The 23069-nt window shown below is 49.0% G+C and carries 22 protein-coding genes; 7 read left to right on the top strand and 15 right to left on the bottom strand.

Translation table 11 applies throughout. The features are described from left to right. Nucleotides 1–10: 10 nt before the first annotated feature. Nucleotides 11–1576 (bottom strand): hypothetical protein, encoded by a 1566-nt coding sequence (locus tag PXY01_RS17520; protein WP_127571648.1) that lies wholly within the window; start codon nt 1574–1576, stop codon nt 11–13. Between the two features lie 265 nt (nt 1577–1841). Here PXY01_RS17520 and PXY01_RS17515 point away from each other — a divergent pair, with 265 nt between their 5' ends. Further along, nucleotides 1842–2267, top strand: a complete 426-nt coding sequence (locus PXY01_RS17515; protein WP_164744481.1) for a GNAT family N-acetyltransferase — start codon at nt 1842–1844, stop codon at nt 2265–2267. A 295-nt stretch (nt 2268–2562) separates the two neighbouring features. Here the strand turns inward: PXY01_RS17515 and odhB are convergent, their stop codons facing one another. Beyond that, the gene (gene odhB / locus PXY01_RS17510; RefSeq protein WP_127571644.1) at nt 2563–3801 is read right to left on the bottom strand and encodes a 2-oxoglutarate dehydrogenase complex dihydrolipoyllysine-residue succinyltransferase; all 1239 of its coding nucleotides are present in this window, start codon (nt 3799–3801) and stop codon (nt 2563–2565) included. A 5-nt stretch (nt 3802–3806) separates the two neighbouring features. Next, complete coding sequence (locus PXY01_RS17505) at nt 3807–6677, bottom strand: 2-oxoglutarate dehydrogenase E1 component (protein ID WP_127571642.1); 2871 nt, start codon at nt 6675–6677, stop codon at nt 3807–3809. A gap of 488 nt (nt 6678–7165) precedes the next feature. Between PXY01_RS17505 and PXY01_RS17500 the strand changes: the two genes are divergently transcribed. Next, nucleotides 7166–7645, top strand: coding sequence for a DUF5680 domain-containing protein (locus PXY01_RS17500; protein WP_127571640.1), 480 nt, complete (start codon nt 7166–7168; stop codon nt 7643–7645). A gap of 95 nt (nt 7646–7740) precedes the next feature. Here PXY01_RS17500 and PXY01_RS17495 read toward each other — a convergent pair whose 3' ends face one another. Continuing rightward, complete coding sequence (locus PXY01_RS17495; protein ID WP_127571638.1) at nt 7741–8766, bottom strand: Gfo/Idh/MocA family protein; 1026 nt, start codon at nt 8764–8766, stop codon at nt 7741–7743. Nucleotide 8767: 1 nt separating this feature from the next. Next, a complete protein-coding gene (locus tag PXY01_RS17490) occupies nt 8768–9550 on the bottom strand; it encodes a sugar phosphate isomerase/epimerase family protein (protein WP_127571636.1) in 783 nt (260 codons plus the stop codon). Between the two features lie 132 nt (nt 9551–9682). On the opposite strand from PXY01_RS17490, the gene PXY01_RS17485 reads away from it, so the two are divergent. The 3 genes from PXY01_RS17485 to PXY01_RS17475 are packed head-to-tail and all read left to right on the top strand — an operon-like array spanning nt 9683 to nt 11884. Continuing rightward, nucleotides 9683–10450, top strand: a complete 768-nt coding sequence (locus tag PXY01_RS17485; protein ID WP_127571634.1) for an AraC family transcriptional regulator — start codon at nt 9683–9685, stop codon at nt 10448–10450. 57 nt (nt 10451–10507) lie between these two features. Then, nucleotides 10508–11440 carry an alpha/beta hydrolase gene (locus tag PXY01_RS17480; RefSeq protein ID WP_127571632.1) on the top strand — a complete coding sequence of 311 codons (933 nt, stop codon included), beginning with the start codon at nt 10508–10510 and terminating at the stop codon, nt 11438–11440. A 21-nt stretch (nt 11441–11461) separates the two neighbouring features. Next, a complete protein-coding gene (locus PXY01_RS17475) occupies nt 11462–11884 on the top strand; it encodes a DUF3237 family protein (RefSeq protein ID WP_127571630.1) in 423 nt (140 codons plus the stop codon). A gap of 85 nt (nt 11885–11969) precedes the next feature. On the opposite strand, the gene PXY01_RS17470 is transcribed toward PXY01_RS17475, so the two are convergent. The 10 genes from PXY01_RS17470 to moaA form a co-directional block, all read right to left on the bottom strand. After that, entirely contained in the window at nt 11970–12170 is a 201-nt protein-coding gene (locus tag PXY01_RS17470; RefSeq protein WP_127571628.1) for a hypothetical protein, read from the bottom strand. Between the two features lie 267 nt (nt 12171–12437). Beyond that, nucleotides 12438–13007, bottom strand: coding sequence for a manganese catalase family protein (locus PXY01_RS17465; protein WP_127571626.1), 570 nt, complete (start codon nt 13005–13007; stop codon nt 12438–12440). Between the two features lie 27 nt (nt 13008–13034). Continuing rightward, nucleotides 13035–13322: a spore coat protein CotJB gene (locus PXY01_RS17460; protein ID WP_246027995.1), complete on the bottom strand. Its 288-nt coding sequence runs from the start codon at nt 13320–13322 to the stop codon at nt 13035–13037. 6 nt (nt 13323–13328) lie between these two features. Next, the gene (locus PXY01_RS17455; protein WP_127571696.1) at nt 13329–13547 is read right to left on the bottom strand and encodes a spore coat associated protein CotJA; all 219 of its coding nucleotides are present in this window, start codon (nt 13545–13547) and stop codon (nt 13329–13331) included. Nucleotides 13548–13823: 276 nt separating this feature from the next. Further along, entirely contained in the window at nt 13824–15152 is a 1329-nt protein-coding gene (locus tag PXY01_RS17450) for a hemolysin family protein (protein WP_127571695.1), read from the bottom strand. 103 nt (nt 15153–15255) lie between these two features. Next, complete coding sequence (gene yfkAB / locus PXY01_RS17445; protein WP_127571624.1) at nt 15256–16398, bottom strand: radical SAM/CxCxxxxC motif protein YfkAB; 1143 nt, start codon at nt 16396–16398, stop codon at nt 15256–15258. 171 nt (nt 16399–16569) lie between these two features. Next, on the bottom strand, nt 16570–17682 hold the full coding sequence (locus PXY01_RS17440; RefSeq protein ID WP_127571622.1) for an HD-GYP domain-containing protein: 1113 nt from the start codon (nt 17680–17682) through the stop codon (nt 16570–16572). Nucleotides 17683–17863: 181 nt separating this feature from the next. After that, nucleotides 17864–19321: a bifunctional metallophosphatase/5'-nucleotidase gene (locus tag PXY01_RS17435; RefSeq protein WP_127571620.1), complete on the bottom strand. Its 1458-nt coding sequence runs from the start codon at nt 19319–19321 to the stop codon at nt 17864–17866. A gap of 39 nt (nt 19322–19360) precedes the next feature. Continuing rightward, on the bottom strand, nt 19361–19876 hold the full coding sequence (locus PXY01_RS17430; protein WP_127571618.1) for a molybdopterin-binding protein: 516 nt from the start codon (nt 19874–19876) through the stop codon (nt 19361–19363). 35 nt (nt 19877–19911) lie between these two features. Next, nucleotides 19912–20913: a GTP 3',8-cyclase MoaA gene (gene moaA, locus PXY01_RS17425; RefSeq protein WP_127571616.1), complete on the bottom strand. Its 1002-nt coding sequence runs from the start codon at nt 20911–20913 to the stop codon at nt 19912–19914. A 122-nt stretch (nt 20914–21035) separates the two neighbouring features. Here moaA and PXY01_RS23090 point away from each other — a divergent pair, with 122 nt between their 5' ends. Next, nucleotides 21036–21779 (top strand): molybdenum cofactor biosynthesis protein, encoded by a 744-nt coding sequence (locus tag PXY01_RS23090; protein WP_127571614.1) that lies wholly within the window; start codon nt 21036–21038, stop codon nt 21777–21779. Between the two features lie 29 nt (nt 21780–21808). Beyond that, the gene (locus PXY01_RS17415) at nt 21809–22870 is read left to right on the top strand and encodes a ThiF family adenylyltransferase (RefSeq protein ID WP_127571612.1); all 1062 of its coding nucleotides are present in this window, start codon (nt 21809–21811) and stop codon (nt 22868–22870) included. Nucleotides 22871–23069 lie beyond the last annotated feature (199 nt).

The following is a 23069-nucleotide window of genomic DNA, read 5'->3' as shown; positions in this document are numbered from 1 at the left end:
TAATCGTATTTCATGATTGGCCGTAAAACCTCTGACGTATTGAAGCCTCTAAGGAAACCGGCAACGGCTTGAGGAAAGCCTCATCCGGGTTTGCTGAGAACATGGAGCGAGACGCAACGTAATAGACTTGCTTCGGTAATGTAAGATTCGAGTGCGTCTCCTTATTCAATCGATCTACAATGCTGGTGACCGATTTCCAACGCTGATCGGCTGCTTTGTCGTCATATTGAATTAATCGAACCGTAGAATCGTTATGAACATAATGAGCTTTTAGCAGCGTCGGACCATAGGCTTCCCCGGTCAATATGCCGTCCTTATTTATCGAAAGATTGGTTATGAGCTTACCCGTACCACCTGTATGTACAGTAATTCGATACTGCTCTTTCTTAGCATTTCCCATTGGGTCTTCTGCTTCCTCTGGATGCATCGGGTACCATGGCATTGTCGGCAGCAGCTCGAATGAGCTCGCATTAACATCGCTGTACTGCTCCGAGCTAGTCTCCAGATGAAGCGTCCCTTGTAGTGACATGCCATTAGGAACGGTAAAGCTTGTCCAATTGCCTTGTCGTTCGTAGGGTAATTCTGTACCGTTCCAGCTCAAGTTATTGATATGAATGACTTTCCACAGTGCGAAGGTAATCGTATTCGAATTTGCAGTAATAGATAGATCTGCGGTATATGAGAACGAATGATCTCTACGTTCATGACGGATGTCCATTTGATATTCATGTATGACGTACTCGCTCTTTGGTAGAGAGTTCGATTCAATCGACATATTCATGCCAATGTCTGATACTTGCTGGCTAGGAGCAACCATCGGAATCATGATGACTAATAGGAGAAGTACCGGCAAAAGCAATCGGAACATTTTCATTTTTCGTATAACCGAGACAGCAGCGCAATAGATCATTACGGAAACCATTACCGCTAACAATCTCTGCCACTTTACACCATCATTAATGATCATATGTTCGGTTACGTAATAATTGAGCGTATGTTCAAAATTGATATCGCTTATTGCTAACCATTGAGACAATTTGGACGGAAGTAAGTGGATAAAATGATTATATGGACTCAATAAAATCCATACCGCCGCTAATATGACGTAGGTACCAATGGACGGCCAAATTGTAAATAAAGAATAACCAATAATAACGAACACTAAGAACGGAATATACCAATTACAAAACGTATAAGCCAAAATGATTCGAACGATACCAACTGACAAATCTGTACCATCGCGCAGTTCAAGACTAATAAGCAATGTCGCAACGAATAAGAGATACCACAGAGCAACATTAGTCAGCCAAAATAACAATTTCGCACCATAGTAACGTACGGCTTTAGGTAAAGATGAAATGAGTTCCGCAGTATGATGCTTGTTCTCAAGTCTAGCCTGTTCAGTGCCAAATAGTAGAAATAACATATTAAACGCCATAATAAAGAAGATCATGCCCGGTATGTCCTGCCAGCTGCTTAATAATCGTTGTGTGACTAAAATAACGATAATCTCTGCACCGACAAATAATGACCAATATTGAGGCTGTGCCCAAAACTGTTTCCATTCTTTTACCATTGATAAACCCCTTGAAATAAAAAAATCCCCCTGCGATATTCACGCTGAGCGGTTATTTAGACTCAATATAACACATCAATTAACTTCTTAATATAGGTCATAAATCCTTAATTACCCATTGTATAATCAAACCAACCACTTGGAACTTTCGTTCTGACCTTGCTTTTATCCATTCAATCATGGTACAACAACGCTGATGGCCATCCAGCTGTGGCTTGCTTGACGCTAGAACTGAATTTCGCTTTAGGAAAGGGGCTTCAAAATGATAAATGCACAACACGTACGAACGGATAAGGAGCTGGAGGACGTTTTCCGCATACGCCGGACCGTATTCGTCGACGAGCAAGGCGTATCGGAGGACGAGGAGTATGATGAGCACGATTCGACGGCTTCTCATATTCTTGTCAAATATAATGGTGACCCGGTCGGTACCGGACGAGTTCGCCTTGTGAACGATACGGCTAAGCTCGAACGCATATGCGTACTCGCTGAGTACCGCAAGCATGGCATAGGAGCGGCGGTTACGAAGGCGCTTGAGGAGGAAGGCAAACGTCTAGGTGCAATACAAGCAAAGCTTCACGGACAGACACAAGCAGCGCCATTTTACGCCAAGCAGGGCTACGAGATCGTGTCCGACGTGTTCGAGGAAGCAGGCATTCCTCACGTTGTCATGACGAAGAGGCTGATCTAACGTTTACTGTATCTCAGCAAAGGGAATAGGGCCTGTCCATATTAATGGACCGCCCCTTTTTAATTTATCCCTTTACAAAACGCAAAAATTATAAACGAATGAGCTTGTTAGGCAGGTTTTCTACATTTTTTGCAAGTATTTTTCAGCTCATCCCTCGTTTTCATCTACATTAGTGCAAGAAGTGCAGTAACTTAGCTTTCGCTGCAAATCGAATTGAGTGGCCAGAGTACGAACACAAAAAAGGTTGTGCAGAAAACAGACTCACTGTTTTCGCACAACCTTATATTGTTAAGAATTAACCTTCGAGCAGCAGCGATTCAGGATCTTCGAGCAACTCTTTCACTTTAACGAGGAAGCTTACTGCTTCAGCGCCGTCTACGATACGATGATCGTACGACAGAGCGATATACATCATCGGACGGTTCTCCATCCGCTCTGCGTCGATAGCGACCGGACGAAGCTGAATTTTGTGCATACCGAGAATACCAACTTGAGGTGCATTCAAGATTGGCGTCGACAGCAGAGAGCCGAATACGCCGCCGTTCGTGATCGTGAACGTGCCGCCTTGAAGCTCCGACAGGCTCAGCGAGTTGGAACGAGCTTTCTTCGCCAGATCGACGATGTTGCGCTCGATTTCGGCAAAGCCAAGACGGTCAGCGTCGCGAACGACAGGGACAACAAGACCGTCCGGTGCCGATACGGCGATGCCGATATCGTAATAGTGCTTCTCGATAATGTCGTTGCCGTCGATTTCAGCGTTCAAGAGCGGGAATGCTTTAAGCGCCCCTACGACTGCTTTCGTAAAGAACGACATGAAGCCGAGGTTGACATCGTACTTCTCTTTGAATTTATCTTTACGGCGTTTGCGAACGTCCAGGATAGCTGTCATGTCGACTTCGTTGAACGTCGTCAGCATCGCTGCATTGTGCTGCGCTTCAACCAGACGTTTAGCAATCGTCTGACGGCGACGCGACATGCGCTTGCGCTCAGCAGGCTTGCCTGGTACGGCAGCTGGTGCCGCTGCTGCTGCCGAAGGAGCAGCAGCAGGCGCCGGTGCAGGTGCGTTCGATGCCGATTTCACATCATCGGAATAAACGCGGCCAATCGGATCACGAGTTGGTACTGCGCTCAGATCGATGCCTTTCTCACGAGCAAGCTTACGTGCTGCTGGAGATGCGTTCACGCCCGTCGTATCAGCGACTGGTGCAGGCGCTGCTGCTGGCGCAGCTGGTGCCGCTGCAGGAGCAGGAGCTGCCGCTTCCGGTTGTGCCGGCGCTGCAGGAGCCGCAGGTGCGCCCGAGCCTTCGCCGATCGTGCCAATTACTTCACCGATCGCAACCGTGTCGCCTTCTTTCTTCAGAATGCTCGTTACGATACCGTCCGCTTCCGCTCCGATTTCGATGTTAACCTTGTCCGTTTCGAGTTCGAGCAGTACGTCGCCTTGACGAACGGCTGCTCCTTCTTGAACGACCCATTTCGAGATCGTTCCTTCTGTAATAGATTCTCCCATTGCGGGTACGATGATATCACTCACAGCGGTTACCTCCCAGTGCTATATGTCAAGCTTGGTCTTTGGCTAAATGTCGATGCGATAATTTGTTGTTGTTCATATGCATGCACATGCTGGAATCCGCTCGCAGGGCTCGAACGTTCAGGACGTCCAATGTAGCTTACGGTCGTTCCCTTCGCCGCGACTGCACGCAGACGAGGCTCGATATACGACCATGCGCCCATGTTTTGCGGCTCTTCCTGTACCCAGATGAGCTGCTTCGCATTCGGGAACCGTGCGAGTACAGCCTCGATCTCAGCTTGCGGGAACGGATAGAGCTGCTCTACGCGCACGATATGCAGCCAATCGTTATCCTTGTTCTCTTCCTTATGCAGCGCGTCTTCCAGATCGATGGCCATCTTACCAGTCGTGAATACGATACGTTTCACATGCTCTGGCTTTGTGCCAAGTCCTGGCTGCTCGATAATCGGACGGAACTCGTTGCCTTCCGTAAATTCCGAAGCAGGCGATGCGACGCGCGGATTGCGGATCAGGCTCTTCGGTGCCATCAGAACGAGCGGACGAGCCGCTTCCGTCTCCGTAATCGCAGCTTGGCGGCGAAGGAGGTGGAAATATTGCGAAGCACTCGACAAGTACGCGACCGTCCAGTTTTCTTCGCCCGATAGCTGCAGGAAGCGTTCCAGACGTGCACTGGAGTGCTCCGGTCCTTGGCCTTCGAAGCCGTGTGGAAGCAGCATAACAAGGCTTGATTTCTGCGACCACTTGGAGCGGCCTGCCGAAATGAATTGGTCAATCAGCACTTGCGCGACATTCGCGAAATCACCGAACTGCGCTTCCCAGATCGCCAGCGTCTCCGGCGAATAAACGTTATATCCATATTCGAAGCCCAACACTGCCGACTCTGACAGCGGGCTGTTATGAATGGCGAACGATGCTTTAGCCATTGGAAGCTTATGAAGCGGACAGAACGTATCTCCCGTCTCGACATCATGAAGAACGAGATTCCGATGTGCGAACGTTGCGCGTTCTGCATCTTGTCCGGTAATCCGAATTGGCTTGCCGTCTGCCAGAATCGAGGCGAATGCAAGCGTCTCGGCATGGCTCCAATCGACCTTCTCGCCCTCGTTCAACGCGTTCGCGCGGCGCTCCAGTATGCGTTGCAGCTTCGGATATACCTTGAACTGAGCTGGCCATTGCAGCAAATGAGTGTTCATCTGGCGCAGCTGCTCAAGCGATACGCCCGTCGCGATGCTGCCGATTTGGCGCACTGCACGAACGTCCTCCACTTGATGAACCTGCTCCTGCGATTCGCTGCTCTTCATCTCTTCATACGCTTCCTTCAAGCGATTCAGCGCTTCCTCGCGAATGCTGTCTACTTCAGCAGCCGTAAGCACACCTTCTTGAACGAGACGGTCTGCATAGATGCGGGAAACCGAAGGATGCGATTTGACTTTCGCATAGATCGTCGGTTGCGTCGTCTCTGGATCGTCTGTTTCATTATGTCCGTAACGACGGTAGCCAATCAAATCGATCAGGAAGTCCTTCTCGAATTTCGTGCGGTAGCTCACCGCAATGCGAGCCGCGAGCAAGACCGCTTCCGGATCGTCGGCGTTAACATGGACGATCGGGATCTCGAAGCCTTTGGCCGGGTCACTGGAATAATGAGTCGAGCGCGAATCGACGCTCTCTGTCGTAAAGCCGATTTTATTATTGACGATGACATGAATCGAGCCGCCGTTGGTATAGCCCTTCAGCTGACCAAGGTTGAGTGTCTCGGTTACAATGCCTTCGCCCGGGAATGCGGAATCGCCATGAAGGACGATAGCGCCTGCTTTCTTCTTATCTTGAACCGGATAGCCAGGCTTCGAACGGTCATCCTGTGCAGCACGGGTGTAGCCATGCACAACCGGATTGACATATTCCAGGTGGCTCGGGTTGTTCGCCAACGTAATATGAGTTTGAACAACCTCGCCGTTCTTCAGGTCGTGATCAGCGCCAAGGTGATATTTCACGTCGCCGGACCAGCCGTAGTTAATGCCCATCGAGCCTTCAGACGGAACAAGGTTCCGGTTCGGAGAATGATGGAATTCCGAGAAAATCTTCGCATACGGTTTGCGAAGTACGTGCGCAAGCACGTTCAAACGGCCGCGGTGAGCCATTCCAAGCAGAATGTTCTTCGCGCCACTGTCAGCAAGATTCTTCACAAGCTCGTTCACGAGCGGCACAGTCGCCTCGTTACCTTCTACCGAGAAACGCTTCTGACCAACGAAGGTGCGGTGCAGGAAGTCCTCGAAGGACTCTGCTTCAACAAGAGACTTCAGCAGTGCTTTACGCTCGTCGTTCGACAAAGAGAACGACGGAGCCATTTTCTCCGCTTGTTCATACAACCAATCGCGCTCTTGTTCAACATGAACATGGCTGAACTCATAAGCGATTGTGCCCGTATATGCTTTTCTAAGCTTCGTAATCGCGTCGTAACCATTAGCCGTTCCAGCAGGTGCATTGAACCAAACCAGATCAGCCGGAATGGCTGCCAGATCCGAGTCCGTCATACCGAACTTGGACGCTTCCATCATGCCGGTCTCCGCTTTCGGTCCGATTTGGAGTGGATCGATGTTAGCAGCAAGGTGGCCGTAGCTCCGAATGTTCGAAACCAGCTTGCCTGCTGAAACCGCTTTCTTCAACAAATTCGCATCTATAGCCGCGGAACCAGACGTTCCGCTTATAACTGTCGTTTCGACTGCCGGCGGTTGCCCCCAGCGCTCGAACAAAGCACGCGTTGCTTCATCTACCGAAGCAGGATCGTTAACATATTTCTCGTATTGTTCTTGCGCGTAACCAAGGTTAGGCCCGTAGAACCCTTCCCAAGGCCGTTGTGAATTGCTGTTGTCCATTGACATGGATGTGTGACCTCCGTCTTGGATTATATTGGATATTCAATATGGAGGAAAATCATATTCATTCCTGAAACCATTATAGTATAGACCTCTGTGAGACAGAAATAACACTTTGGAATGATATCGTTCTCACACAGAGATGAATTCAAATCCGTATAAGTCGCACAATTATTTGATATTCCCGTTAGATTTGGTCGATTTAAGTCCGTATTGTTCGTTTTTTGTCTCCCTTCACCCCGAAATTCTTTACAATATGCCGAGCATTTGATGTAAATCATCTCAATCGGCGCTAGACGTTGTTCTAGTTTTTACTACGCTGCTGCCTATTATTCCATCATGCCACTGAAATATCTGGCTATTTACGTTATCGGAATGAAGACATCTTTTTTTAAACAAAATGCTTCCCAGACGGTTCCAATCAACGATACAATAGTATAGGAACATATGTTCGTTACAAAATGACATTTTCTTTATGATCGGAGGAAATTCCTTTGGAACCAGCAGCAGCTTATGAAAAGTTGGTAGAATTTCTTAACGAAGCTAAGAAGCATACTTGCACAGCGAATGGCGACGGAGCCTGCGTACTCCCGCTATGGATCGGGTCTAAGCAGCTGGAATACCGAAGAGGCCCTTTTTTCTATCGAAATATTTATTTCGGCATGTTGTTCTGCGCTGGACAAGAAACGGTTCAGGTCGAGCAAAGCCCCGTTTGGTCTTTGGTCTATTCAGGCGGCATCATCAAGCCGAAATCGTGGGAGGATAATGCCAAGGTATACGCATTCCTCAGACAAGCCCTGGCTCATGGAAATACAAACTCGGTGTACCGCGGACCTAACTATTACGAGCATGACGGATTCTTATATATGAATGATAATACAGGCAGCTTCGACAAGTTCAGCGGCGCAGAACGAATTGAGAGGCATGGAGAAATCGTATACGAACTTACGTACAGCGGGGGAATTTTAATATAACGAGGCGAATATGAGATTGGTAGGGATAAACTCAAGCAGACAGCCGCAGTAGCTGATGACAATCAGCTTGGCGGCTGCCTGCAAATATAATCATTCTATTGTACCGGAACGACTCTGCCAGTCTCTTGAGATTCGAAAGCGGCCAGAATGACTTGCAGCGAACGAAGGCCCTCTTCGCCGGAAATCGATGGCGCTTGATTATGAATGATGCAGTTTACGAATTCATCGATTACGAAGCTTGGCAGCTGCTTCTCGTTCGTCGAGATCGCTCCTGCCTCAATGCTTTCGCTTGTTCCATCGCGCAGCTCGACAATCACTTGACGCTCCGGATCGGTACCGATTTTCAAAACGCCGTTCTCACACCACAGAATGGTCGAGTTATCTTCTCCGCGGTAGTATGTCCAGCTTGCGACGAGGGTGCCAATTGCACCGCTCTTCATCCGAAGAATACAAGTGGCGTTGTCGTCGACGGCTGTATCTTCCTTATGAAGCGTACCGACGAATGCCGCAACGTCTGCTACCTCGTCATCGAGCAGCCAACGGATCAAGTCCGATTTATGCACGCCAAGGTCGCCCATTGCGCCCATAACCGCTTCCTCTTTACGGAAGAACCAGCTGTTACGGCCGTCAATGCTCCAACCCTCCGGACCTGGATGTCCGAATGACGTACGGAACGAGATGACTTTGCCCAGACGGCCCGATTGAAGCACTTCTTTCGCCTTCACATGTGGAGGCATCAGACGTTGATTGTGGCCGACCATCAGCATAACACCATTTGCCTTCGCTGCCTCGATCATATCAAGCGCTTCCTGCCTGCTAGTCGCCATCGGCTTCTCGACAAGCACATGCGCCCCTGCCTTTGCAGCAGCGATCGTCGCTGGAGCATGAAGATAGTTCGGCGTACATACACTGACAGCATCTACTTCCACTTCAGCTAGCAACTGCTCATAGTCGCTATAGGCTTTCGCATTGTATTGATTCGCAAGCTCTTGTGCACGTTCAATGACAGGGTCCGCGAAAGCGACCAGTTTCACATTCGGATTGTTCGCATATTCAGGAATATGTCGGCGGACTGCAATCGCGCCGCAGCCGATAACAGCCACTCTAAGCAGTTGTGACATTCTAACACACACCCACTCTCGTTAAGTAATGTTGTTTCAGCCAATTCAAGCTCGCCTCAACGCTCTCGAACGGTGGATTCTGGCAATAATCTTGTTCGACGACAAGCCACTGCACTCCTGCTCGACTCGCCTCTTCAAGTACAGATAGCAGATCGACCTCTCCTTGGCCAAGCTGCAGCGTAATCATGCTATTATCTTCACCGCGTTTAAAATCTTTCGTATGCAGCAGCGGGATACGGCCAGACAATTGACGGATAAGCGAGATCGGATCTTCCTTCGCATATTGCACCCAGCAAACGTCTAGCTCGGATTGCATAATCTTCCCGTCGATAGTAGCGAACAGCTTGTCATATACGCTCACGCCATCCAACTTCGTCTCAAATTCGAATTCATGATTATGGTAGCAGAATTGCAAGCCTTCCTTGCTAACCTCCTCGGCCACCGTTAGAAGGAAATCGAAAATGCCGCTCCAGTCTTCCGGATGCTGACGATCCTCCGGCTGAATGAATGAGCAAGGTATATATTGAGCGCCTATTACTTTAGCATATTCAATTTCTCCCTGGAGGTCTTTCTTAAAACGTGTCAAATCTACATGCGTACTAAACGCCTTCAGTCCGTTCTCATCTAGCAGCGCACGCATCTGATCTGCTGGTATATTGAAGTATCCTGCAAACTCGACACCTTCAAAGCCTAATTCGGCAACCTTACGAAGCGTGCCCGGTACGTCTTTCTCCATCTCATCGCGCAGCGTATATAGCTGAACGCCAATTCCCATCCGTTGCATTGCAAGACCTTCTTCCTATAGAATGTAAGCGTTAGCTTATTTCATTATTTATTGTAGGGATAAACTTCACGTAAGGACATACATAATGTGATTGACAGTTCACTTATTTGGCTAAAAGTCTTGGAGGACAACATGAACACCGAACTGTTAAGCTGCGGTTATTCAAGACATGCAGCGCCAATGCCGACCCAGAAGCAAGCCGCTCTTACAACTTATCTATTTCGTCTGCAGACGGAAGGTCATGGACGCGCGCTTGTCGAGGGCAATATGATCGACGTTACGCCAGGCAGCCTGCTCCTATTTAAACCAGGCGATCCATACGAGCTTCGAATCGAAGAACAAGACTTGCAAGGAACGGTCAGCGCCGATTATTACTTATTTTGCCGGGGAGACTGGCTGGATCAATGGTGGAATCGAAATGAGCGCCGCAATCATGTCCGGATAAATCCTGATGATCGGATCGTAACGCTGTGGCGGCAGATGGTATTCGAGAATCGCAGCATGTCACATGATTCGAATGAGCTGAGCGGCTATCTGCTTCAATCGTTATGTCTATGCCTCGACCGAGCGATCAAGGAATCGAACGAGCCGTACAAAATTACTCAAATGAAGCGGTTCATAGAAGAGCATGCCGCGACTCCTTTTCGAATCGATGACGTTGCGCGTCATGTAGGGCTAAGCGTATCGCGCGCCGTACATCTGTTCCGGGAAGGCAGCGGCACGACGATCATCCGGTATACACTCGACGTCCGTCTCTCGATGGCGGTAGAGAAGATGAAGCATACGCCGCTGAAGCTCGAGCAGATCGCTTTTGATTGCGGTTTTAACAGCTATCCTTATTTTCACCGTGCATTCAAGGAGAAATACGGTCTATCCCCCAATCAATTTCGTGGTCAGTAACGTTTTTTAATTACGAGAAAGAGAATATGAATATGCTAAAGGATGTGGAATACAAGAATGGATAAAAAAGCAGCCGCTATTGCAGCCAACGAAACGCCAGAAGGAACTCAGATCATTTATGGCGAGTATGCCGAACGAGGAAGCTATTACTCTTGCTCGTATCAGCCTGATGTCGTCTATGCTCAATATGGCGATATCGTAAGAAGACTTCAACTCATCATTCCGCAGCGTGCCGGACAGTTATTTCCTCTAGTCGTATTCGTTCAAGGCTCGGCATGGAGACAGCAGGACCTATACACCGGAATACCGAATCTATGCCATCTGGCAGCGAAGGGATATGTTATTGCTAGCGTTGAAATTCGAGATACCGATATCGCCCCATTCCCGGCTGCAGTTGAGGACGTCAAATGTGCGATCCGCTACATGCGCAAGCACGCAGAGCAGTATGGGGTCGATCCGCAGCGGGTCGCTGTATGGGGCGATTCGTCGGGGGGCCATCTTGCCTTAATGACAGGGCTCACTATTGGCGAATATAATAACGGTCTTTATAGCGAACAATCGGACGAGGTCAGCGCTGTTGTTGATTACTACGGAGTCTCCGATCTTCTTTCGCTAGGGAGATATAACGATATTCTTGACCATGATGCAGCAGATGCTCCTGAAGGCTTATTCGTTGGAGGAAGAGTGAAAGATCATTTAGAGCTGGCGAAGAAGGCGAGTCCTCTCCACCAGAATATGGATAAAGAACTTCCGCCGTTTCTCATTATCCATGGAGACAGCGATGGAATCGTTCATGTGAACCAGAGTATCGAGATGTACAAAGCGCTCAAGGCACATGGGCATAAGGCGTTCTTTTACAAGGTTACGGGGGCCGATCATGGGATCGGGGTCTGGAATCCTCAAGTGCTAGACATTACCGAACGGTTCTTATCCTCTAACTTGTATCGACCGATTATCGAAAGGCCTCCGTTCCAGCATGAGGTCGACTAACAATACTGCGAGGTGTCGAGAATGGAATTAGAAGAAATCTTCACGGTTCATGTCAAGATCGAGCAGTCGATCGATTTGCACAATGAGATTGGAGATACCGTCGTGATGATCTCTTTCTCAGGAAATGTTACGGGGAAGTATTTTCAAGGAAAGGTGCTCGACGGCGGGATCGATACCCAAATCATCGGCAAGTCCGGCGAACGCCATACGTTATCGGCAAGATATATGCTTGAAGGAACCGATCATGAGGGCCAAGCCTGTCGAATCTATATCGAAAATAACGGCGATGCCAACATAAAGTGGAAGGATGCTATGTTTCGTACCTACCCTAAGTTAATTACGAACAGTAAAGCGTTGTCATTTTTAAATCATGATCTCTTTCTAGGGGAAGGCATCCCAACTGAATCAGGAGTCGATATTAAAATTTATAGATGGGTGAGCTGACGGATCCATCGAATAAAAAAAGCTTGTTCTGCCAGTTATGCAGGACAAGCTTCTCTTATGCAGGTATACCTTGTTGTAAGGATCATTAATGCGCGCTTATGCTTTCCATAACCGCTTTGAATTGCAATCGAGTGATGATCATTTCGTCCTTACCGTAAATCGAGATCACTCCATATTCACGGATAATCCGGATTACATCAAGTACTGTCGATGCGGTGACCTGATGATCCGGTGAAGCAACCATCCCTTCGTACGATTTGTAGCGATGATCATAGATGGTAAACAAATCGTATTTCTCCCCCGGTATAGTAGTTTTTCTCTTTACACGCCTTTTGTATTTTTAGATTTATATGCATATTATAGAATGAAAAAAAATGAGGAATAACCTAGCAAATTAAAGATTTACCCCTACATTGTTAACAATGTAGAGAGCCACTTGTCATAAAGGGAACTTCGTTATCTACCCGTGCGTCAAGGCCAAACAAAAAAGTCACCCTATGGATGACTTTTCCTTCATATGTGCCCTTCGAATATTCCACACCTTCAAGAACGCCTAGAACACCTTCTTCGTCGCCCGATCCTCCTTAATAATCTCCACCGCTTCCTTGAAGCGGAGTGCATGGACAATCTCCCGCTCCCGAAGGAATTTTAAGCTGTCCTGCAAATCGACATCGTCCGTCATATCAATCAGCCATTGATAAGTCGCACGCGCCTTCTCCTCAGCCGCAATGTCCTCGTACAAATCCGCAAGCGGGTCGCCCTTGGCCTGGATATAGGCAGCCGTCCATGGGACACCCGAGGAATTCGCATAAAATAAAGCATGGTCGCGCTGCGCATAATTGTCACCCAGCCCCGCCGCTTTTAACTGCTCTACACTCGCATCCTTCGTTAGCTTATACACCATCGTCGCAATCATCTCGAGGTGGGCAAATTCTTCAGTCCCAATATCTGTCAATAACCCTATAACTTTATCCGGAATCGAATACCGTTGGTTCAAATACCGAAGCGCAGCCGCCAATTCGCCGTCCGCTCCTCCGTACTGCTCCAGCAGAAACTTCGCCATCATCGGATCGCACTTGCTGACGCGTACTGGGTACTGCAGCTTTTTATCGTATATCCACATGCTTGAGCGCCCCCTCCCGATTCGATATTAGACTTGCCAAGGCCATGGCGGCTCCGACCACTGCCACGGGAACCGGGAGTAACTATGGCCGAACTGCAGCAGTGGTCCATACTTCATCTCGAATTGATACGCGCATTGCTGCCGCTGCTGCGCCAGTTGATTAAATTGCTGCAGAGCATGCAAATCATTCGGATGAGTATCCAGATACAGCGTCAGCTCAACGAGAGCAAAATCAAGCTCCTGCAGCTCGCGAAGCTTGTGATAGTACTGTTCGTCCAGCTTACGTTCCTCGATCTGCTCTTGCTGTTCACTCAACGAAGCTCACCTCGCTTTGCCTGATTTCGACTCATACGGACTGAATAACGCAGGCCATAACGTTCCGAACTTCAATGCTTCACTCAGCGAGAATTGCGGCAAATTCATGGGCTGATAAGAGATATATTGATTGGGCGGCACAACATACGTCTTCACGTACACGGGCGGACATGGATCGAATGGACCGATAAAAGGATACCACTGCCGATATCCCGCCTGACTCACACCTGCAACAAAAGGCTGAGCATATACGTTTGCGTTCGCGGTCAGGTTAGCATTCAGGCTTGAGTTCAATCGCGCTACCTCCCTAATGGAATTCGCTCTCCTTCATCGTATGTTGACTCTGCATGTCCTAAGTACCGAATTAAGGTTTCATTTCCCAGGCAATTATTATCTGTCAGCGATGTTCCCCGCGAAGATGAACAAAAAAAAACTCTCCCTAGACGAATACAAGGCAAAGCCTTCATTCGATTAGTGAGAGTTTCTTCAACTACAGCAGGCCTATTCTCTGGAATCAGAATCTGACTTTGACTCGGCCTCCTGCTTATAAATATTTACCCGCAGTACCCGCAGCGGCTCGCATTCCGCAACCTCGAACCAATAATTGTCGTAGGCAATGCGTGAGCCTTGAACAAGCACGCCCTCCAGCCTTGTAAACAGCCAGCCCCCGATCGAATCGACGTCCTCGTCCACGATATCAAGACCAAACATATCGTTGACGTCCTCGATCAGCATCCGTCCCTCGACAGATGTTATGTCGCCCTTCACAATGACGCTCGGCTGCTCGGTATCGAATTCATCATGGATTTCGCCAACAATCTCTTCGAGAATAAGCTCCGTCGTCAGCATGCCCGCTGTGCCTCCATACTCGTCGACGACGATGGCCAGCTGCGAATGCTTGCGCTGCATCAACTTCAGTACGTCGCTAATCTCCATCGACTCAGGCACGCTTAGAATCGGACGAATAAACTGACGAATATCTTTCTTGCCCAGACCGTCTGCCGTGAGCAGATCCGTAATATGAACGAAACCGATAATCTGATCCTTATCTTCAATCCCGACTGGGTACCGAGTATGCTTCGTTGCATAGACGTGCTTAATAATCTCGTCATACGGCTGATCGGTATAAATACAATCCATATCCGTACGCGGCAGCATGACTTCTCTTGCCAGCCGGTCCGAGAATTCGAATATATTATCGAACAGCGTCATCTCATCCTTATCAATAACGCCGCTCTGTGCGCTCTGGTCCATCAGAATACGAATCTCCTCTTCCGTATGGACACCCTCCAGTTCGGTTGCAGGCTGTACGCCGATTAACCGGAGCATCCCGTTCGCGGTACTGTTCAGGAGCCAGATCGCAGGCAGAAAAATCCGATAAAACATCATTAATGGCCAAGACAGCCATAACGAGACGCTCTCCGACTTCTGAATGGCAAGCGACTTCGGTGCAAGCTCCCCGAGCACGATATGCATAAACGTGATGACGATAAAACCGATGACGACCGACAAGGTCGAAATGAGCACCTGGTCCGTCACGCCAAACGTATGCAGCAGCGGCTCGACGATCAACTCCGATATCGCCGGCTCGCCTACCCAGCCAAGTCCGAGCGATGCTAGCGTAATGCCAAGCTGTGTCGCAGACAAATAAGCATCAAGCTTCCGATTCACCTTCAAAGCATAACGAGCGCGGACGTTGCCTTCGTTCGCGAGCTGTGTCAACCGGGTCTGGCGCACCTTCACAAGCGCAAATTCCGCAGCGACGAAAAATGCGTTCAGCATAACGAGCACAATAACAATTAGCAAATTCGTAATAATCGATCCCGGCATAAATTCCGTATGGTCCAAAATCGCACTTCTCCTTTATCGCCATATCATGCAGCTTTGTCGGCGTTAAAACCATCAAACGTCTAACCATTTATCGATTCATTCATTAATCCATAATGGCTGTACGCTGAAGGAAATCATCATTCTTATAGTACATATCTTTGACGAGCAGGTTCGGACCACAGCAGCTGGCTGCCGGGCAGTGGCACCCGACTGTCTGTGCCAGCTCGCCTTCGAGCCAGCGATCGAACACGTCATCAAGCCGATCTTCCTTCACATTTCCGAACGCAGGTACATCGGAGAAATCCGTAACGAACACCTCGCCCGTGAATAAATTGACGTTAAGTCGGTTACGTCCATCCGGATCGTTGCGGACAGTAACGTTAGGCTCGGCAGCAAGCCGTGCCAGCAGCTGACGATCCTCCTCATTCGTGCTGCAACGGAAGAACGGCAATGTGCCGAATAGCATCCAGATCGAGGTGTCTCGCGCATCAAGCAGGCGAATGATAGCTGCACGCATTTCTTCACGAGATAGCATCGGCAAATCGCGTGCGAAGGAGCTTGGATACATCGGATGCACCTCGTGCCGTTTACAGCCCATTTCGACGATAAGCTGATGGATCTCCGCGATTCGATGATGTGTCCGATAATTGATCATCGATTCAGCCGATACAAGAACGCCCGCTTCACTTAACCGACGCGCATTGTCGATCATCCGCTCATACAGACGAACGGCCGTTTCCCTGGAAACGGAATGTCCGGCCTTCGCAAACCCGACCTGATGAAAATCGTCTGCTGTCGTATAGTTGAACGAGATGTGCATAACATCCAAATAAGGCGCCATCTGCTCATACCGTTTGTAATCGAGCGTAACGTTTGAATTTATTTGTGATCGGATGCCCCGACTTCTTGCATATTTCAGCAGCGGAACGATGTAGTTCCTTACTGTAGCATCTGAGAAGGACGGTTCGCCTCCTGTAATGCTGATCGTCTCAAGATGCTCCACTTCATCCAGCTTACGCAGCATGAGATCCAGTGGGATCTTCGCAGGCTCCGCCATGACAAGCGTGTCACCAACCGCGCAGTGCTCGCAGCGCATATTGCACAGGTTAGATACCGTCATCTCGACACTCGTCAGCACGTGGCGTCCATGCCGCTGCAGAGATAAGATCGGGTCCCAAGGATCGTTCGCCGGTGACAGCGGCTTGCTCGGAACAGACTGATGATTCAACGCTAATATATGGTTCATGTTCAGCACCTATTTTCAACATTAATGAATGAAAGCTTTACCTTCCATTGTAATATTCGAAGCGGCGGGACGCAAATAACGTTTTTCCATCCCGACCGGCACACGGCGACAAATTCAAGCCCCCGTAAGCAAAAATAAATCCCGCCGATTAGGCGGGATGTTCCATGACGATTAACTGGCGGCATTCGGAGCTTCTGTCGTCTCGGTATTCACCTCGACGATCATCATTGTTAATTGTTTGGATAAATCGATTTCATAAGGGGATTTGACCGCTTCTCCACATGCCTCTAAGACACGAATAATTGGACGATGCGGGTATGCGCCGTTAATATCGACAACGACTCCCGTCTCACCGCTGTTCATCGTAACGGTTAATCCTATCGGATAAATCGCAACCTTATCACGGAATTGCTGAACCATATGCTGTTCGAACAACGTTCCTGTGCCAGCATACAATAGCTCGATCGCCTGATGGGGCAGCATCGCATCCCGGTATACTCGCCTCGAGGTCATAGCATCATACGAGTCGACAAGCCCGATCCACTTAGCATATTCATGGATTTCGTTCCCTTTAAGCCCTCTCGGGTATCCACTGCCATCGATTCTTTCATGATGCTGAAAGGCACAGTGAGCCGCCACAAGCGGAATATTCGGCTCATCCTTCAGCAATTTGAAGCCGATCTCCGTATGCTGCTTCATCAGCTCGAACTCATCATTCGTCAGCTTACCCGGCTTATTCAATATCTCAGCCGGTATAAGGCTTTTTCCGACGTCGTGCAGAATCGCCCCCATACCTAGCGTCATCAATTCATCTCTGCTGTAGCCTTCGGCAATGCCTAGCAACGTCGTATAGACACAGACATTCAATGAATGCTGGTATACATAATGATCAACGGAGCCTAAATTCATCAGCATAATCATAGCGTCCGGATTACCGATCAAATCGTCCAAAACCATATTCATTATTTTTTGATAATTTCTCGAAATATATGGGTAAGTAACGCCCCGCTTGCCGCTTGGGCGGTCCATCATTTGTCGAAATGTATGTCTAATCTCTTTGAGCGCATAACGAAGCGTCTCGTCGCTAATGATTTCCGGAACGACAATGTCATCCAGACGTTTATCCATTACATAGACGAATGAAAATCCCGTTTCTTTCAGCCTTCTGATCATCCGAGCCGTTAACTCTATATTTTCAGCCAGCAGAACAAGACCTTCATCGGAAAAAATTTTTTTCGCCAGCCTCATACCAGGCTGACACATTGATATGGGCATTAAGCGCATCTTCTTACCCCGCCCCGCAACTGTTGTATACTCCATTCCAACCGCATAAAGATGCATTGTCGGCATTTGTCGAGCATTATTCTACCTATTATATCGGTTATTAACGCTGGTATTGTTAATACAAGCGTAACATTAGTAGTATATATCCAAATATTTCGACAAAAAAAACGTCCGCGCAGAGCTAAGTTGCCGCTCCACCACGAACGATCATTCTCTCTCTCAATGCTTCTTGAATAGCTTCACTGCTGCGCAGCGCGTCTGCTAGAAGATCCCGAATAAATTCCGGCAAATAGTAACGAATCTCCGTACCTTGCTTCAACGACAAATAACCTACTCCAAACGTAAACATATCGATCGTTCCAACAGAGTACTCCCATTCATCATTCAACAGCTCGTCTCCGACATATACAGCAGCAAGCTGCAGTTGCCCGGATGCCGTATGATCCACTTCAATCCGCAGTCCGTCAACCGCCAGTGTACCCAGCACCACACCTCGGAATCCAAAACCGCGAATCTCCATGTCTGTATATTCGGGCCGCAGTGACTGCTCAAGCGCCACCCGAATATGGGAGCCGGCAAGCTTCACCCGGCAAGGATTAATTGGTGATGGACATATCGCATGAAGATCTCCAGCCGTGACATCGCCAATAGGCAGTCCGGCAAGCAGCTGACCCGTGTTCACAATCCCGATCTCCGCTTGCGTCCAACGCCTTATACTTGCTGCAAGCAAGTTCGGTAGCGGAGATTCTTGATCCGTCCGAGCTTCTAATGCCATATCAAGCTGAGCGACAACGCGCCCGAGTCGTTCAGCCGAAAGCACGCGGTATCGTTCAATGATCTCACTCGACTCTGGATATTCATCGTAGGCTGCCACTGGTACACAGGCCGCCCGAAACCTTGGCTTGGACGTCTCCGGATCGATGCCAATCTCGATTCGACCGATCCAATCTCCGAATTTGCCGGCTGCACAGACCGTTGTTGATCCGATAACGAGCGGCTCTTCGAGCAGATGATGCGTATGGCCGCCTAGAATTAAATCGATATCCGGAACCTCTTCCGCCATTCGACGATCCAGCGGCAGTCCGAGATGCGACAGCACAACCAATACATCAACATGAGGTCGAAGCTTCGCCGCCTCGGTAGCCGCCGCCGCAATCGGGTCCGTCACTTCCCATCCAAGCAGCTCATAGAAGTCGGAAAATTTCGCCGTTACACCAATTAACCCGATCCTTATGCCGCCTTTAAGAATGATCGTCGAAGGCGCCATCCAAGAAGGACACTTACCGTCCTGTATTTGCTTCACATTCGCAACAAGGACTGGAAACTTCGCATAGTTCCGGTATACCGTCTCCAACGATTCAGGAACGAACGTCAGACCTTCATTATTGCCCAGTGTAGCCGCTTCGCAGTGAGCGGCATGGAGCAGCTCGATATTAACCAAGCCGTCGCTGCCTTCCGTCTCCGGACGCATTCGGTCCATATGATCCCCGATATCGACTGCAAGGACACGGTCGCTCCCATATATACGACGCTCTTCCGCAATAAGCGTCGCCATTCTGGCGGCATTCTCCAGACGGCTATGAATGTCGTTGCTGTGAAGCAATACAGCTTCAACCGGCCAATCGTTTGCTGCGTTCATGCTTACCTCCTTGCTGATCGACTCGTTAGCAGAGCATCCTTAACTCGTTGATCGTTTCTTCAATAATAAATCATCGGGGGAGAACTGGCTCTTAAAGCCGTAAGCTGCTTCCGTTACACTGTCATCATTGACACAGACAACGATACGGACAACGTTCTTTACGTTTAAGCATTTGCTCGTACCGTTCGGAACGTAGAAGCGTATTGGACCAGCAGCTTCGAGCGGCAGCTCCTCTTCATTCGCGTACAATACAGCTGCATCCTTAAGCTGTGGCCATGGAATAACCGCCTCGAACGAATCTGCAGCATACAGCTTCAGATGGGTTGCTGGAGCAAGCGTACACTGGCTCGTATGAGTAATCAAGTGCAGCCACTCGTCAAACCATGTTGCCCAATCAAAAGCGTAACCAACTGCGCCTGGCACCCTCTCATCAATCGGAAAAACAGTGCCTGCCAGCTCAGCCATCATACTAGGTGTCCACAGCTCGATTCCGAATTGCTCATGCTCAATCTCTACGCAGTCTTGCTTCCCTCCATTGTACGATATATGCGCCATAAAGTCAGTTCTCCTTTCGGCTTTAAGATTTACAGTTAGCCGCCGATCTGGGACATTCTTCGATCCGTCGGGATATGAGATAACGCAGCATCCGCAAGCTTAGCCGCCATTTCATGACTTTCTGGCTTCAAATCCATGGCCTTGCGGAATATCGCCTCCATCGCTTCACCGTTTCCTAGCGCCGGCTTCACATTCAATTCATCCATCCAATATAGACACGGCTTCAAAAATCCGTCAGCCGTAAGTCGAAGCCTATTGCATCGTTTGCAAAATTCGTCACTGATTGGATGAATCAGCCCGAACGAGCCTCGACCTCCGATCAGCTCATAATCTTCCGATGGACCGTTGCCTTTCACATCGTCACGTCTTCGATATTGCAGCCCCATCTGGTCTGCTACATCTAGCACACGTGAAAGCGGTAAGTAGTGGCTGCGCCAATTATTATCAGCATGGCCAATTGGCATATATTCGATGAACCGGATATGAAGCGGCTGTTCTTGTGCCATCTGCAGGAATGCGCCAATTTCATCCTCGTTCACGCCGCGCAGCAGCACACAGTTCAGCTTAATCGGATCAAACCCTGCTCGTCCGGCTGCCTGGATGCCTTCCATTACGCGGCGAAGCTCGCCTCGTCTTGCAATGAAACGAAATCTCGCCGAATCAAGCGTATCCAAGCTTATATTTACACGATTTAAACCGGCTTCCCGCAATGACTCCGCCTGCTTCGCAAGCAGTAAGCCATTTGTCGTCAGCGATATGTCAGCTATACCAGAAATACTCGACAGCTGGCGGATCAATCCGTCCAAGCCAGGCCGGACAAGCGGCTCGCCGCCTGTTATCCGAAGCTTCGTAACGCCAAGTGCAGCTGCCGTACGGACGACCTCGGTTATTTCATCATAGGAGAGCAGGTTAGATGCATCTGTAAATTGTACACCTTCTTCGGGCATACAATAGAGACATCTCAGGTTACACCGGTCCGTCACCGAGATTCGCAAATAGTTGTGTACTCGACCGAAGCGATCCGTCAAGCTTTGCATTGTCGGCAGCCTCCTTTTCTTTCGATTCGCAAACATTTCAATATGAAATAGCATAACATTTTTTATTCGATTATGATATGCTATAGACATATTTATTCCATAGCAATGAGAGGTTTCCTTCCATGAACTATAGATGGACCATTCGATTATTCGCTGGGTTGAATGACCGATTCGGCACACCTGTTCTCGAGCTAATGCTGCCGCAAGACGAAATGGCCGCTGCCCAATTAAAGCAGCAGCTTGCGAGCCTGCATCCCGATCATCAGGATTTGCTCCAATTATGCTTTGTCGCTTGTAATCAAGCTTATGCGCAGGATGATACAGTCGTTCGATATTCGGACGAACTGGCGCTGCTCCCTCCCGTATCCGGAGGAGAAGAATATATAGAGCAGCCATCTGTTGCGAGCAGCGACAGCTTGTTTCAATTAACAGACGGCCCAATTTCGGTTGAAGCCGTGTCGCGCCTCGTTATTTCTCCGAATAACGGCGCGACCCTCACATTCATCGGCACGACGCGTGAATGGACCTTCGGCCAGCGTACCGTCCGCCTTGAATACGAAGCATATGCGCCAATGGCCATCAAGACGATGGAGCAGATTGGCTCTGAAATTGCGGAGCGCTGGCCCGGCACACTATGCGCAATCGCCCATCGAACCGGCGTCGTTGAAATTGCTGATATTAGCGTTGTCATCGCAACCTCTTCTCCGCATCGCGATGCATGTTACGAAGCAAGTCGTTATGCGATCGAACGGCTGAAACAAATCGTCCCGATCTGGAAAAAAGAAATATGGGAAGACGGTTCAGAATGGAAGGGACATCAGCTAGGACCTTGGAATCCGCTGGAACGCTCCGGTGCTTCGAATTAGGCTAAATGTATGGAAAGGCGCGATAACTTATGACCGAACAGCATCAATCCGAAAGCCGTCCGCACAGCCGCTATACTCGCCAAATGCGTTATGCTCCTATTGGCGCTGCGGGTCAATTGAAACTGAGCGGAAGCTCTGCAGTCATCGTCGGCATGGGGGCCCTTGGCTCCGTCATCGCCCAGCATCTTGTTCGCGGCGGTATCGGCAAGCTTCGTATGATCGACCGCGATATCGTCGAATGGAGCAATCTCCATCGGCAGTTGTTATATATGGAAGAAGATGCGGAGCAAATGCTGCCAAAGGCTCAAGCCGCTTATCACCGTTTGAAGGCGGCTAACTCATTAGTCGAGCTTGAACCGGTCGTTGCTGATCTTGCGCCTCACAACGCCGAGCAGCTGCTAACGGGCTTTGATCTCATCTTGGATGGGACTGACAATTTCACTGCCCGCTATCTAATCAATGAAATTAGTATTAAACATAATATCCCATGGATATATGGAGGAGCGGTAGGAGGATCTGGAGTTACAGCTTCATTCATTCCGGGTGAAACCCCTTGCTTTCAGTGCCTGTTCCCTGTCCCTCCATCTGCCGGAGCCATTGATACTTGCGAGACAGCAGGCGTCATTTCACCTATCATCGATATCATTGCATCGATGCAGGCGGCTGATGCCCTAAAATGGCTTACAGGCAACCGGCAGGCAATGAACGCCTCCCTGATGCAGGCCGATGTGTGGCATAACCAATGGTTCGGGATTCGGACAGACCAATCGAGCAAACCGGATTGTCCCGTCTGTCAGTTACGCCGGTTTGACCATCTGGAAGCGTGCCATGATGAAACGAGCGCTGCTTCTCTATGTGGGCGAAATACGGTACAAATTACACCGGCCAGAGAGATGCAAGCAGTTCTGCCAGAAGTTGCGCGTCGTCTGTCGGCCGCTGGTCGTATTGTTTTAACCCGCTATTTGCTTCGTCTAGAGCTCCAAGACAGCAATATGACTTTCGTCTTATTCTCGGATGGACGCGCATTAATACAAGGGACCGACAACCTAATTGTTGCAAGAAAACTATATGAATCATTACTTGGGGCATAATATTCCACTATTTTACGACAATAAAACGTTAACACAGGGAATTTTTGACCCTATATATCGGAGATTCTCCAGATTTTGCGCTAAAATTCATCGTTAGTTATATTGCCAATACTGGTGAGAATTGATACTATTAGACTATCAGACTAACAAATTATACTAGCAGGGGTGTCATATGCGGGTACACGTCACCGACTTAAAG

This window comes from Paenibacillus xylaniclasticus (genome assembly GCF_004001065.1).
In the GTDB taxonomy this organism is placed as follows: Bacteria; Bacillota; Bacilli; order Paenibacillales; family Paenibacillaceae; genus Paenibacillus_T; species Paenibacillus_T xylaniclasticus.
This window is presented reverse-complemented; position numbering and strand designations above follow the sequence as displayed.

Bases quoted from the DNA above. Each gene is read 5' to 3' on its own strand.
- PXY01_RS17480 (WP_127571632.1), top strand. From the start codon at position 10,508: ATGGATAAAAAAGCAGCCGCTATTGCAGCCAACGAAACGCCAGAAGGA.
- PXY01_RS17450 (WP_127571695.1), bottom strand. From the start codon at position 15,152: ATGCCGGGATCGATTATTACGAATTTGCTAATTGTTATTGTGCTCGTT.
- PXY01_RS17430 (WP_127571618.1), bottom strand. From the start codon at position 19,876: ATGGCGCATATATCGTACAATGGAGGGAAGCAAGACTGCGTAGAGATT.
- PXY01_RS23090 (WP_127571614.1), top strand. From the start codon at position 21,036: ATGAACTATAGATGGACCATTCGATTATTCGCTGGGTTGAATGACCGA.
- PXY01_RS17435 (WP_127571620.1), bottom strand. From the start codon at position 19,321: ATGAACGCAGCAAACGATTGGCCGGTTGAAGCTGTATTGCTTCACAGC.
- PXY01_RS17490 (WP_127571636.1), bottom strand. From the start codon at position 9,550: ATGCAACGGATGGGAATTGGCGTTCAGCTATATACGCTGCGCGATGAG.
- PXY01_RS17495 (WP_127571638.1), bottom strand. From the start codon at position 8,766: ATGTCACAACTGCTTAGAGTGGCTGTTATCGGCTGCGGCGCGATTGCA.
- PXY01_RS17475 (WP_127571630.1), top strand. From the start codon at position 11,462: ATGGAATTAGAAGAAATCTTCACGGTTCATGTCAAGATCGAGCAGTCG.
- PXY01_RS17415 (WP_127571612.1), top strand. From the start codon at position 21,809: ATGACCGAACAGCATCAATCCGAAAGCCGTCCGCACAGCCGCTATACT.
- moaA (WP_127571616.1), bottom strand. From the start codon at position 20,913: ATGCAAAGCTTGACGGATCGCTTCGGTCGAGTACACAACTATTTGCGA.
- yfkAB (WP_127571624.1), bottom strand. From the start codon at position 16,398: ATGAACCATATATTAGCGTTGAATCATCAGTCTGTTCCGAGCAAGCCG.
- PXY01_RS17520 (WP_127571648.1), bottom strand. From the start codon at position 1,576: ATGGTAAAAGAATGGAAACAGTTTTGGGCACAGCCTCAATATTGGTCA.
- PXY01_RS17485 (WP_127571634.1), top strand. From the start codon at position 9,683: ATGAACACCGAACTGTTAAGCTGCGGTTATTCAAGACATGCAGCGCCA.
- PXY01_RS17505 (WP_127571642.1), bottom strand. From the start codon at position 6,677: ATGTCAATGGACAACAGCAATTCACAACGGCCTTGGGAAGGGTTCTAC.
- PXY01_RS17465 (WP_127571626.1), bottom strand. From the start codon at position 13,007: ATGTGGATATACGATAAAAAGCTGCAGTACCCAGTACGCGTCAGCAAG.
- PXY01_RS17440 (WP_127571622.1), bottom strand. From the start codon at position 17,682: ATGCGCTTAATGCCCATATCAATGTGTCAGCCTGGTATGAGGCTGGCG.